Below are 12,568 nucleotides of genomic sequence, written 5' to 3'. Positions count from 1 at the left end.
GGCCGGTGTACGGGGGGAACGGGGGAAACACGGGGGATACGGGGGAGAACGGGGGGAAGCGGGGGAAACCGAAGGGCCGCCGTTCCGAGCGGGGGAAGCGGCGGCCCTTCGGGCTGTCCGTGCTGCGCGGCTCGCGCAGCCGGGTGGGGTCCGGCGTCAGAGGACGCGGACGGCACCCGTCGGCGGGGAGTAGCTGAGGTCGCGCTCGACGATGCCCGTGCTGGGGTTCTGGGCACCGATGAACTTGCCGCCGCCGATGTAGACGGCGACGTGGTACGCGCTGCCGGCGGAGCCCCAGTAGAGGACGTCGCCGACCTGGAGGTTGCCGAGGCCCACCTGGGTGCCGGCCGTCGACTGGTCCTGGGAGACACGCGGCAGGTCGATGCCGATCTGGCTGTACGCGGCCATGACCAGGCCGGAGCAGTCGTAGGCGGACGGGCCGGTGGAGCCCATCACATACGCCTTGCCGACCTGGGCCTGGAGGAAGGAGACCAGGGTGGCGGCGTTGCCCGTCGCGGCAGTCGACTTGGTGCTGACGGTGCCGAGCGAGGTGCGGTCGGAGCTGCGGGAGGCGCGGGCCTCCTCCGCCTGGCGCTGCTTCTTGGCCTCGGCCTCGGCGGCCTTGCGCTCCGCCTCGGCCTTGCGCTCGGCCTCTTCCTTGACCTTCTTGGCGTCGGTCCGGGCCTGGCTGACCGCCTCGTCCACGTGCGCGCTGATCTGGTAGTCGTCCGCCGTCTGCTGCGTGGCGGCCGCGCTCTGCGCAATGGAGTCGCCGAGCGCCGCGTTGAACGCGGGCATCTCCGCGGTCGCCTCGGCGGGCTTCTCGGCGGCGCTGGCGGACGCCGAACCGGCGCCGGCCACGGCCAGGGTGCTGAGGACGCCACCGGCAACACCCGTGCGGACGACCCAGGACTGGGTCGCGCTGCGGCGAGGCTTCCGGTGGCTGGTTATGTGCGCGTTCGGGGACATGGGACAACGGACTACCAGTACGCGCATGTCGAGTTCAAGAAGGGTGACGTGCGCCACATCTGACGTGAACATGCTCAGAATGTGCGCTTTTTGATCACGGGCGGGTCACGGCGTCAATGCGCCCCGATGGCTCGATCAGGCGCCTCAGCACGGCGTTTGACCCTGACTGACGCTCCGGCAGGCGTCTTATCACCTTTACGGTCCGCGCGTCGAGGCTACCCAGCAAAACCGGACGCCGAACCTCTCGGCGCGTGGCGCAACTCACGCAACGCCCATCCCGTCCGCGTACTCGTGAAGGAAAGCGCGGAGCGACCGTGCGGCGGGGGCGGCCGGCCCGCCGACGGGTGTCGCCTCAGCGAGTGGCGTTCCTTTACCAGTTGACGGACGATCACACCAATTTGCTTGAACATCGCATGGCTTGATAATGGATCACCGCCTCCGACCAGCGCTTCCCCCTCCGAATGTCACCTCTGGTGATCACTCGACCGCTTCGCGTGTGAAGATCACCGCTCATCCGACTTAATGATCCTTCGTCAGGTGGCAGAGATCACAAACACGGTGACGTACGCCGTGTCGCAGATCACAGACCGACGGGCATAGGATGCAGTCGACCCGGGCTTGTGAACTGCCTCACATGTTGGCGATCTTCGCGGCGTCCGCGCGGCGCCCGCCCGCACGAGGCGGAGCGCCCGCCGCCGGGTCCGGTCAGCCAGCAGTCAGCGTCGACAGACTGGAAGGAGCGAGGAGCGGTGAACGCCTATGCGCCCATCCTCGTACTGGGAGCCCTCGGTGCAGGCTTCGCGATCTTCTCCGTGGTCATGGCATCGCTCGTCGGGCCCAAGCGCTACAACCGCGCCAAGCTCGAGGCCTACGAGTGCGGCATCGAGCCCACCCCGCATCCGGCCGGCGGCGGGCGCTTTCCGATCAAGTACTACCTGACGGCGATGCTCTTCATCGTCTTCGACATCGAGGTCGTCTTCCTCTACCCCTGGGCGGTCACCTTCGACTCCCTCGGGCTGTTCGGGCTCGTGGAGATGCTCCTCTTCGTGCTCACCGTCTTCGTCGCGTACGCCTATGTGTGGCGGCGCGGCGGCCTGGACTGGGACTGATTGAAGGGGGCACTGCGCATGGGACTCGAGGAGAAGCTGCCCAGCGGCTTCCTGCTGACCACCGTCGAACAGGCCGCGGGCTGGGTGCGCAAGGCGTCCGTCTTCCCCGCGACCTTCGGCCTGGCCTGCTGCGCCATCGAGATGATGACCGCCGGCGCCGGCCGCTACGACATGGCCCGCTTCGGCATGGAGGTCTTCCGGGGCTCGCCCCGGCAGGCCGATCTGATGATCGTGGCCGGGCGGGTCAGCCAGAAGATGGCGCCCGTCCTGCGGCAGGTCTACGACCAGATGCCCAACCCCAAGTGGGTGATCTCGATGGGCGTCTGCGCGTCGACGGGCGGCATGTTCAACAACTACGCGATCGTGCAGGGCGTCGACCACATCGTGCCGGTCGACATCTATCTGCCCGGCTGTCCGCCCCGCCCCGAGATGCTGCTCGACGCGATCATCAAGCTCCACAAGAAGATCCAGCACGAGAAGCTCGGCGTGCAGCGCGAGGAGGCGGAGCGCGAGGCGGAGCGGGCCGCGCTGAAGGCCCTGCCGCTCATCGAGATGAAGGGGCTGCTCCAGTGACCGAGCCCAAGCCCGACGGCCCGCTCCCCAAGGGCCCCAACGGCGTCAACCCCGACAAGGACCTCGACGCCCAGCGCCTCCCCGGCCAGCGCCTCGACCACGGCGAGGTCATCGACGTCCGGCACGGCATGTTCGGCGCCCGGAACGGCGGCGACACCACCGGCTACGGACGGCTCGTCAGAACCGTACGGCTGCCGGGCGAGGCCGCCCGCCCGTACGGCGGCTGGTTCGACGAGGTGGCGGACGAGCTGGAGGGCGCCCTCGAGGAGCAGGGGCTGCTGCCGCAGAACGCCATCGAGAAGACCGTCGTCGACCGCGGCGAGCTGACCTTCCACATCGCCCGGGAGCACCTGCCGCGCGTCGCCCGCACCCTGCGCGACGAGCCCGCCCTCCGCTTCGAGCTGTGCACGGGCGTCAGCGGCGTGCACCTCCCCGGCGACAAGGGGCGCGAGCTGCACGCGGTCTACCACCTGCGCTCGATCACCCACAACCGGCTGGTCCGGCTGGAGGTGAGCGCCCCGGACGGCGACCCGCACATCCCGTCGGTCGTCGAGGTCTACCCGACCAACGACTGGCACGAGCGGGAGACCTACGACTTCTTCGGGATCGTCTTCGACGGCCATCCGGCGCTCACCCGGATCATGATGCCCGACGACTGGCAGGGCTTCCCGCAGCGCAAGGACTACCCCCTCGGCGGCATCCCCGTCGAGTACAAGGGCGCCCAGATCCCGGCTCCGGACCAGCGGAGGTCCTACTCCTGATGGCGACACCCGGCACCGGCCCCCGCGAGACCACCGAGGGCACCGTCTACACCGTCACCGGCGGCGACTGGGACGAGATCACCGCCGCCGCCGAGCAGGCCGACGACGAGCGCATCGTCGTCAACATGGGCCCCCAGCACCCCTCCACCCACGGGGTGCTCCGGCTGATCCTGGAGATCGACGGCGAGACGGTCACCGAGGCGCGCTGCGGCATCGGCTACCTCCACACCGGCATCGAGAAGAACCTCGAATTCCGGAACTGGACCCAGGGCACCACCTTCGTCACGCGCATGGACTACCTGACGCCGTTCTTCAACGAGACGGCGTACTGCCTGGGCGTCGAGAAGCTCCTGGGCATCGAGGACCAGATCCCCGACCGGGCCTCCGTCGTCCGGGTCATGCTCATGGAGCTGAACCGCATCTCCTCCCACCTGGTGGCCATCGCCACCGGCGGCATGGAGCTGGGCGCCACCACGATCATGATCTACGGCTTCCGGGACCGCGAACTCGTCCTCGACATCTTCGAGCTGATCACCGGCCTGCGTATGAACCACGCCTACGTACGGCCGGGCGGGCTCGCCCAGGACCTGCCGCCCGGCGCGGTGGACCAGGTGCGCGAGTTCGTGAAGAAGATGCGCCGGAACCTCCCCGAGTACGACAAGCTCGCCACGGGGAACCCCATCTTCAAGGGCCGCTTGCAGCACATCGGCCACCTCGACCTCACCGGCTGCATGGCCCTCGGCATCACCGGGCCCATACTGCGCGCCACCGGCCTGCCGCACGACCTGCGCAAGGCCCAGCCCTACTGCGGCTACGAGAACTACGACTTCGAGGTCGCGACCGCCGACACATGCGACGCCTACGGCCGGTTCCTGATCCGGATCGAGGAGATGCGCCAGTCGCTGCGCATCGTCGAGCAGTGCCTGGACCGGCTCCAGCCCGGGCCGGTCATGGTCGCCGACAAGAAGATCGCCTGGCCCGCGCAGCTGGCCCTCGGCCCGGACGGGCTCGGCAACTCCCTCGATCACATCAAGAAGATCATGGGCACCTCGATGGAGGCCCTGATCCACCACTTCAAGCTGGTGACCGAGGGCTTCCGGGTGCCGCCCGGCCAGGCTTACACGGCCGTGGAGTCCCCCAAGGGGGAGCTGGGCGTGCACATGGTCAGCGACGGCGGCACCCGCCCCTACCGGGTCCACTTCCGCGACCCGTCCTTCACCAACCTCCAGTCGGTGGCGGCGATGTGCGAAGGCGGCATGGTCGCCGACGTGATCGTCGCTGTTGCATCGATCGATCCTGTGATGGGAGGCGTGGACCGGTGAGCGTCGCACGCGCGGCCGCCGGGCTGCAGAAGACCGCGAAAGCCGCACCTCTGCGCCGCGCGGGCGGAGAAGCGAAGGAGCAAAGGTGAGCGATGTCGACCTGGGGATGCCTCAGCTCCCCGCCCCGGACTACCCCGCCGACGTGCGCGCCCGGCTGGAGGCGGACGCCAAGGAGGTGATCGCCCGCTATCCCGACAGCCGCAGCGCCCTGCTGCCGCTGCTGCACCTGGTGCAGGCCGAGGAGGGGCACGTCTCCCGCACCGGCATCCGCTTCTGCGCCGGGCTGCTCGGCCTCACCACCGCCGAGGCCACCGCGGTCGCCACCTTCTACACCATGTACCGGCGCAGGCCGGGCGGCGACTACCAGGTGGGCGTCTGCACCAACACCCTGTGCGCGGTGCTGGGCGGCGACGCGATCTTCGACGCGCTCAAGCAGCACCTGGGCGTCGGCAACGGCGAGACCACCGCCGACGGCAAGGTCACCCTGGAGCACATCGAGTGCAACGCGGCCTGCGACTACGCCCCCGTGGTGATGGTCAACTGGGAGTTCTTCGACAACCAGACCGTCGAGAGCGCCGTCGCGCTCGTCGACGAGCTGCGCGCCGGCCGCCCCGTCAGCCCCACGCGCGGCGCCCCCCTGTGCACCTACCGGGAGACGGCCCGCATCCTGGCGGGCTTCCCCGACGAGCGGCCGGGCGCGGTCGAGGCGAGCGGCGGCGCCGGACCCGCCTCGCTGGCCGGGCTGCGGCTGGCCAGGGGCGAGGGCGGCCCGGCCCGGGTCGGGCCCCCGCGGGCGGCCCCCGCCCCGGACGCCGGTGACGAGCCGCAGCAGACACCCGAGGAGGGGGAGGGATGACCATGGCGCCAGCCATCCACGAGACCAGCCCCGAGAAGCTGCTCTCCCCGGTCCTCAGCGCCTTCTGGGACGAGCCCCGTTCCTGGACGCTGGAGACCTACCTCCGGCACGAGGGATACCAGGGCCTGCGCAAGGCCCTCGCCATGACGCCCGACGACGTCATCGGCTACGTCAAGGACTCAGGTCTGCGCGGCCGCGGCGGCGCCGGCTTCCCGACCGGGATGAAGTGGCAGTTCATCCCGCAGGGCGACGGCAAGCCGCACTACCTCGTCGTCAACGCCGACGAGTCCGAGCCCGGTACCTGCAAGGACATCCCCCTTCTCTTCGCCAACCCCCACTCCCTCGTCGAGGGAATGGTGATCGCCTGCTACGCGATCCGCTCCGACCGCGCCTTCATCTATCTGCGCGGCGAGACCGTCCCCGTGCTGCGCCGCCTGCACGAGGCCGTGCGCGAGGCGTACGCGGCGGGCTACCTCGGCCGGAACATCCTGGGCAGCGGGCTCGACCTCGACGTCACCGTGCACGCGGGGGCGGGCGCCTACATCTGCGGCGAGGAGACGGCCCTGCTCGACTCGCTCGAGGGCCGCCGCGGCCAGCCCCGGCTGCGCCCCCCCTTCCCCGCGGTCGCCGGCCTCTACGCCTGCCCCACTGTGGTGAACAACGTCGAGTCCATCGCCTCGGTTCCCGCGATCCTCAACAAGGGCAAGGACTGGTTCCGTTCGATGGGCAGCGAGAAGTCCCCGGGCTTCACGCTGTACTCACTCAGCGGCCACGTCGCCAACCCCGGCCAGTACGAGGCCCCGCTGGGCATCACGCTGGGCCAGCTGCTGGGCATGAGCGGCGGCATGCGCCCCGGCCACCGGCTCAAGTTCTGGACGCCCGGCGGTTCTTCGACCCCGCTGCTGACCGACGAGCACCTGGACGTGCCGCTCGACTACGAGGCCGTGGGCGCCGCCGGATCGATGCTCGGCACCAAGGCGCTCCAGTGCTTCGACGAGACGACGTGCGTCGTGCGCGCCGTCACGCGCTGGACCGAGTTCTACGCCCACGAGTCCTGCGGCAAGTGCACGCCCTGCCGCGAAGGCACCCACTGGCTCGTCCAGTTGATGCGCGACATCGAGGCGGGCCGGGGCCGCATGACCGACCTCGACAAGATCAACGACATTGCAGACAACATCAACGGCAAGTCCTTCTGCGCCCTCGGCGACGGCGCGGCGAGCCCGATCTTCTCCTCGCTGAAGTACTTCCGCGCCGAGTACGAGCAGCACGTCAAGGGCAAGGGCTGCCCCTTCGACCCCGCCAAGTCGACGGTGTGGGCCGACGGTCCCGCCAACAACCAGCACGCTCACCTGGGGGTGAACGCATGACAGTCGCCACGTCCGCCCCCTCCGGAGGAGGGAACGCGGCCGTACCGCCGGAGGACCTGGTGTCCGTCACCATCGACGGCATCCAGATCTCCGTGCCGAAGGGCACGCTCGTCATCCGGGCGGCCGAGCTGCTGGGCATCGAGATCCCGCGCTTCTGCGACCACCCCCTGCTGGACCCGGCCGGCGCCTGCCGCCAGTGCATCGTCGAGGTCGAGGGCCAGCGCAAGCCGATGGCGTCCTGCACGATCACCTGCACGGACGGCATGGTGGTGAAGACCCAGCTCACCTCCCCCGTGGCCGAGAAGGCGCAGCGCGGCGTGATGGAGCTGCTGCTGATCAACCACCCGCTCGACTGCCCGGTCTGCGACAAGGGCGGCGAGTGCCCCCTGCAGAACCAGGCCATGAGCGCCGGGCAGGCCGAGTCCCGCTTCGAGGGCCGCAAGCGCACCTACGAGAAGCCGATCGCGATCTCCCCGCAGATCCTGCTGGACCGCGAGCGGTGCGTGCTCTGCGCGCGCTGCACCCGCTTCTCCGCCGAGATCGCGGGCGACCCCATGATCGACCTGCTGGAGCGCGGCGCGCTGGAGCAGGTGGGCACGGGCGAGGGCGAGCCCTTCCTGTCCTACTTCTCCGGGAACACCATCCAGATCTGCCCGGTGGGGGCGCTGACCTCGGCGGCGTACCGATTCCGCGCCCGGCCCTTCGACCTCGTCTCCTCGCCGTCGGTGTGCGAGCACTGCGCGGGCGGCTGCGCCCTGCGCACGGACCACCGGCGCGGCAAGGTGATGCGCCGGCTGGCCGCGGAGGACCCGGAGGTCAACGAGGAGTGGGTGTGCGACAAGGGGCGCTTCGCGTTCCGCTACGCCCAGCGGCCGGAGCGACTGGAGACCCCGCTCGTGCGGAACGAGGAGGGCGTGCTGGAGCCGGCCAGCTGGCCGGACGCGCTGGCGGCGGCGGCCGGCGGGCTGGCGGCGGCGCGCGGCCGGGCCGGGGTGCTCGCGGGCGGGCGGCTCACGGTCGAGGACGCGTACGCCTACGCCAAGTTCGCGCGGGTCGCCCTCGACACGCACGACGTGGACTTCCGGGCGCGGGTGCACAGCGGTGAGGAGGCGGACTTCCTCGCCGCGCGCGTGGCCGGCCGCGGCCGGGACATCGACGGTACGGGCGTCACGTACACGGCACTCGAACAGGCCCCGGCGGTGCTGCTGGTGGGCATCGAGGCCGAAGAGGAGGCGCCCGGCGTCTTCCTGCGGCTGCGCAAGGCCTGGCGCAAGCGCGGACAGCGCGTCTTCGCGCTGGCCACGCACGCCACCCCGGGCCTGGCCAAGGCCGGCGGCACGCTGCTGCCCGCCGCACCCGGCACGGAGACCGAGTGGCTGCGGGCGCTGGCCGGTTCCTCGGGGCTGGACGCGACCGGCCGGGCCACGGCCGAGGCGCTGCGCGCCGAGGGCGCGGTGATCGTCGTCGGCGAGCGGCTGGCAGGCGTGCCGGGGGCGCTCACGGCGGCCGCGACGACGGCCGACGCCACGGGCGCGGCGCTGGTGTGGATCCCGCGCCGGGCGGGCGAGCGCGGGGCGCTGGAGGCGGGCGCCCTGCCCGGGCTGCTGCCCGGCGGGCGGCCCGCCACGGACCCGCGGGCCCGCGAGGAGACGGCCACGGCCTGGGGCCTGCCCGAACTGCCGTGCAGCCCCGGGCGGGACACCGGTCAGATCGTCGAGGCGGCGGCCACCGGGGAGCTGGGCGCCCTGCTCGTGGGCGGGGTGGAGGTCGCGGACCTCCCGGACCCGGCGCGGGCCCGGGAGGCGCTGGCCGCGGTCGGCTTCCTGGTGAGCCTCGAACAGCGGCCGAGCGAGGTGACGGACCGGGCGGACGTGGTGCTGCCGGTCGCCGCGGCCGTGGAGAAGTCCGGCACGTTCCTCAACTGGGAGGGCCGGGCACGGCCGTTCGAGGCCGCGCTCAAGCCCGACCAGCTGCTGAGGCGGCACGTCCTGCCGGACGGCCGGGTGCTGGACATGCTCGCCGACGCGATGGACGTGCGGCTGGGGCTGCCCGATGTCCCGGCGGCGCGCGCCGAGTTGGCGCGGCTGGGCCGGTGGCGCGGCGAGCGGGCCGCCGATCCGGCGGAGCCCGGCCGGCCGCTGCCCCGCCCCGAGCCGGGCGAGGCGGTGCTCGCGGGGCACCGGATGCTGCTCGACCTCGGCCGGCTCCAGGACGGCGACGACGCGCTGGCCGGCACCCGTCACCCGGTGCTCGCCCGCGTCTCGGCGGCCACGGCCGCCGAGGCCGGGGTGGCCGAGGGCGACGTCCTCGCCGTGACCGGGCCCGCGGGCACGGTCCGGCTGCCGCTGCGGATCACCCCGATGCCGGACCGCGTGGTGTGGCTGCCGCTGAACTCGGCCGGCGGCGGCGCCGTCTCCGGCCTCGGGGCGCGGCCGGGAGAGCTGGTACGGATCGGGGCGGCGGCCGCGGCGGACGCCGGGCCCGAGGGACCGGAGGTGCGCTCGTGAGCCCTGCACTGCGGCAACTGGCCGCGGAGGACTTGTCGGTGTTCGGCGGGGACCCGTGGTGGCTGGTCGTCATCAAGGCGGTCTTCTGCTTCGCCTTCCTCATGCTGACCGTGCTCTTCTCGATCGTCTGGGAGCGCAAGGTCGTCGCCTGGATGCAGCTGCGCATCGGCCCCAACCGGCACGGCCCCTGGGGCCTGCTGCAGTCGCTGGCCGACGGCGTCAAGCTGATGCTGAAGGAGGACGTGGTCGTCCGGCGCGCCGACAAGGTCGTCTACGTCCTCGCGCCGATCGTCGCCGCGATCCCGGCCTTCATGGCCATCGCGGTGATCCCCTTCGGCCCGGCGGACAACGAGGTCTCGGTCTTCGGCCACCGCACGACGATGCAGCTCACCGACCTGCCGATCGCGGTCCTCTACATCCTCGCGGTCGCCTCGGTCGGCATCTACGGCATCGTGCTGGCGGGCTGGTCGTCCGGCTCGACCTATCCGCTGCTGGGCGGGCTGCGCTCCTGCGCGCAGATGATCTCGTACGAGATCGCGATGGGCGCGGCCTTCGCCTCGGTCTTCCTCTACTCCGGCTCCATGTCCACCTCGACGATCGTCGAGGCCCAGCACGACCGCTGGTACGTGGTGCTGCTGCCGGTGTCCTTCCTCGTCTACATCGCCACGATGGTGGGCGAGACCAACCGGGCCCCCTTCGACATGCCGGAGTCCGAGGGCGACCTGGTCGGCGGCTTCAACACCGAGTACTCGTCCATCAAGTTCGCGATGTTCATGCTCGCCGAGTACGTGAACATGGTGACGGTCTCGGCGGTCGCGACCACCCTGTTCCTGGGCGGCTGGCGGGCCCCGTACCCCGTCTCCTCCTTCTGGGAGGGGGCGAACCACGGCTGGTGGCCGATGGCGTGGTTCGTCATCAAGGTGCAGCTGCTGCTGTTCTTCTTCATCTGGCTGCGCGGCACGCTGCCCCGGGTGCGCTACGACCAGCTGATGAAGCTGGGCTGGAAGGTGCTCATCCCGGTCTCGGTGGTGTGGCTGATGCTCGTCGCCACGGTGCGCGCCCTGCGGAACGAGAACTACGACTTCCAGGACATCGTGCTGTACGTCGGCGGCGCGGTGCTGGCGATCCTCCTGCTGTCGCTGGTGGCCGACGTCCTGCGCGGCCGCCGGGACGGCGAGGCCGCGGCGGAGGCGGCCGAGGGCCCCGGGCCCGAGTTCGACCCGATGGCGGGCGGCTTCCCCGTGCCGCCGCTGCCCGGCCAGACCCTGCCCCCGGTGCCGCGCCGCGGCCCGCGCGGGGGCCGGGAGCTGATTGTCAGTGGCGGGGTGGATACTCAGCGTGACGGAAAGGAGGCGGACGGCGGTGCCTGACGAGTCTTCCCGGGGGGACGCCCCCCGGACCCCCTGGCAGAATCCCGTGGCCGGCTTCGGTGTGACCTTCAAGGCCATGTTCAAGAAGCGGCTGACCGAGCAGTACCCGGAGTACAAGAAGCACACCGCACCGCGCTTCCACGGCCGTCACCAGCTCAACCGCCACCCCGACGGCCTGGAGAAGTGCATCGGCTGCGAGCTGTGCGCCTGGGCCTGCCCGGCCGATGCGATCTACGTCGAGGGCGCGGACAACACCGACGAGGAGCGCTACTCCCCAGGCGAGCGCTACGGCCGCGTCTACCAGATCAACTACCTGCGCTGCATCCTGTGCGGCCTGTGCGTCGAGGCCTGCCCGACCCGGGCCCTGACCATGACCAACGAGTACGAACTGGCCGACGCCAGCCGGGAATCGCTGATCTATACGAAGGAGCAGCTGCTCGCGGGGCTCGAGGAGGGCATGGTCGACACCCCGCACGCCATCTTCCCCGGCATGACCGAACAGGACTACTACCGGGGGCTGGTGACCGGCGCCGCACCGGGAACGGCCCGCCAAGTGGCCGTCTCCAAAGGCGAGAAGCCGGAGGAGAACCACACGGAGGAGGTGGAGGCATGAGCGGTCTCGCCGCCGCCTCGACGACGTCGACGGGCGAGGCGGTCCAGTTCTGGCTGCTGGCCGTCGTCGCGACGGCCGGGGCGCTGGGCACGGTGCTGATGAAGAAGGCGGTGCACAGCGCCCTGTCGCTCGCCGGGACGATGATCGTCCTGGCGGTCTTCTACCTGGCCAACGGCGCGTACTTCCTGGGCATCGTGCAGATCGTCGTCTACACGGGCGCGATCATGATGCTGTTCCTGTTCGTGGTGATGCTGGTGGGCGTCACGGCCGCCGACTCGCTGCGCGAGACGATCCGGGGCCAGCGGTGGCTCGCCGGGCTGTGCGTGCTGGGCTTCGGCATCCTGCTGATGGCGGGCATCGGCAACGCCTCGCTGCGCGACTTCGACGGGCTCGGCCAGGCCAACTCGGCCGGGAACGTCCAGGGGTTGGCCTCCCTGCTGTTCACCAAGTACGTCTTCGCCTTCGAGATCACCGGCGCCCTGCTCATCACCGCGGCCGTGGGGGCCATGGTCCTCACCCACCGCGAGCGCACCGAGCGCGCCGCCACTCAGCGCGAGCTGTCCGAGCAGCGCGTCCGCAGCGGCAAGCAGCTGCCCCCGCTCCCCGCGCCCGGCGTCTACGCCCGGCACAACGCGGTCGACGTCCCCGCCCTGCTGCCCGACGGCACCCCGGCCGAGCTGAGCGTCAACGCCACGCTGCGCGCCCGGGGCCAGATCCGCGACGTCTCGGGCGAGGCGCTCGCCGACCTGGCGGCGCTGGAGCAGCGGTCGCAGGAGTGGCTGGAGCGCGACAAGGGGCGTACGGAGGAGGGTGCCAAGTGAATCCCGTCAACTACCTCTATCTGGCTGCCCTGTTGTTCACCATCGGCGCCGCCGGTGTGCTCATCCGCCGGAATGCGATCGTCATCTTCATGTGCGTCGAGCTGATGCTGAACGCCTGCAACCTGGCGTTCGTCACCTTCTCCCGGATGCACGGCAACCTCGACGGCCAGATCATCGCCTTCTTCACGATGGTCGTGGCCGCCGCCGAGGTCGTCATCGGCCTCGCGATCATCGTGACGATCTTCCGCTCCCGCCACTCGGCCTCGGTCGACGACGCCAGCCTGCTGAAGCTGTAAGGGG

12 protein-coding genes are annotated in these 12,568 nt (G+C 71.0%); 11 read left to right on the top strand and 1 reads right to left on the bottom strand.

What is annotated here, in order from left to right; genetic code table 11:
* Positions 1-156: 156 nt before the first annotated feature.
* Positions 157-969 (bottom strand): C40 family peptidase, encoded by an 813-nt coding sequence (locus tag AC1Z4A_RS14110; RefSeq protein WP_483683590.1) that lies wholly within the window; start codon positions 967-969, stop codon positions 157-159.
* A 749-nt stretch (positions 970-1,718) separates the two neighbouring features.
* Here AC1Z4A_RS14110 and AC1Z4A_RS14105 point away from each other — a divergent pair.
* From AC1Z4A_RS14105 to nuoK, 11 genes are all read left to right on the top strand, one after another.
* Positions 1,719-2,078: an NADH-quinone oxidoreductase subunit A gene (locus AC1Z4A_RS14105; protein ID WP_483678852.1), complete on the top strand. Its 360-nt coding sequence runs from the start codon at positions 1,719-1,721 to the stop codon at positions 2,076-2,078.
* An 18-nt stretch (positions 2,079-2,096) separates the two neighbouring features.
* Entirely contained in the window at positions 2,097-2,651 is a 555-nt protein-coding gene (locus AC1Z4A_RS14100) for a NuoB/complex I 20 kDa subunit family protein (protein ID WP_483678850.1), read from the top strand.
* Positions 2,648-3,412 (top strand): NADH-quinone oxidoreductase subunit C, encoded by a 765-nt coding sequence (locus AC1Z4A_RS14095; RefSeq protein WP_483678848.1) that lies wholly within the window; start codon positions 2,648-2,650, stop codon positions 3,410-3,412. The genes AC1Z4A_RS14100 and AC1Z4A_RS14095 overlap by 4 nt, the downstream gene beginning before the upstream one ends.
* The gene (locus AC1Z4A_RS14090; protein ID WP_483678846.1) at positions 3,412-4,734 is read left to right on the top strand and encodes an NADH-quinone oxidoreductase subunit D; all 1,323 of its coding nucleotides are present in this window, start codon (positions 3,412-3,414) and stop codon (positions 4,732-4,734) included. The genes AC1Z4A_RS14095 and AC1Z4A_RS14090 overlap by 1 nt, the downstream gene beginning before the upstream one ends.
* A 106-nt stretch (positions 4,735-4,840) precedes the next feature.
* Positions 4,841-5,590, top strand: coding sequence for an NADH-quinone oxidoreductase subunit NuoE (gene nuoE, locus AC1Z4A_RS14085; RefSeq protein ID WP_483683589.1), 750 nt, complete (start codon positions 4,841-4,843; stop codon positions 5,588-5,590).
* Positions 5,587-6,957 (top strand): NADH-quinone oxidoreductase subunit NuoF, encoded by a 1,371-nt coding sequence (gene nuoF / locus AC1Z4A_RS14080; protein ID WP_483678845.1) that lies wholly within the window; start codon positions 5,587-5,589, stop codon positions 6,955-6,957. The genes nuoE and nuoF overlap by 4 nt, the downstream gene beginning before the upstream one ends.
* Positions 6,954-9,464 (top strand): NADH-quinone oxidoreductase subunit G, encoded by a 2,511-nt coding sequence (locus tag AC1Z4A_RS14075; RefSeq protein WP_483678844.1) that lies wholly within the window; start codon positions 6,954-6,956, stop codon positions 9,462-9,464. Before nuoF ends, AC1Z4A_RS14075 begins: the two co-directional genes overlap by 4 nt.
* On the top strand, positions 9,461-10,834 hold the full coding sequence (gene nuoH / locus AC1Z4A_RS14070) for an NADH-quinone oxidoreductase subunit NuoH (protein ID WP_483678842.1): 1,374 nt from the start codon (positions 9,461-9,463) through the stop codon (positions 10,832-10,834). Before AC1Z4A_RS14075 ends, nuoH begins: the two co-directional genes overlap by 4 nt.
* The gene (gene nuoI / locus AC1Z4A_RS14065) at positions 10,827-11,447 is read left to right on the top strand and encodes an NADH-quinone oxidoreductase subunit NuoI (RefSeq protein ID WP_483678840.1); all 621 of its coding nucleotides are present in this window, start codon (positions 10,827-10,829) and stop codon (positions 11,445-11,447) included. The genes nuoH and nuoI overlap by 8 nt, the downstream gene beginning before the upstream one ends.
* On the top strand, positions 11,444-12,268 hold the full coding sequence (locus AC1Z4A_RS14060; protein WP_483678837.1) for an NADH-quinone oxidoreductase subunit J: 825 nt from the start codon (positions 11,444-11,446) through the stop codon (positions 12,266-12,268). Before nuoI ends, AC1Z4A_RS14060 begins: the two co-directional genes overlap by 4 nt.
* Positions 12,265-12,564 (top strand): NADH-quinone oxidoreductase subunit NuoK, encoded by a 300-nt coding sequence (gene nuoK, locus AC1Z4A_RS14055; protein WP_483678834.1) that lies wholly within the window; start codon positions 12,265-12,267, stop codon positions 12,562-12,564. The genes AC1Z4A_RS14060 and nuoK overlap by 4 nt, the downstream gene beginning before the upstream one ends.
* Positions 12,565-12,568: the final 4 nt, after the last annotated feature.

The organism is Streptomyces sp. 17_S59, assembly GCF_056930295.1.
Note: the sequence above shows the minus strand (reverse complement) of the source record. Positions and strands in the feature narration are given on the sequence as shown.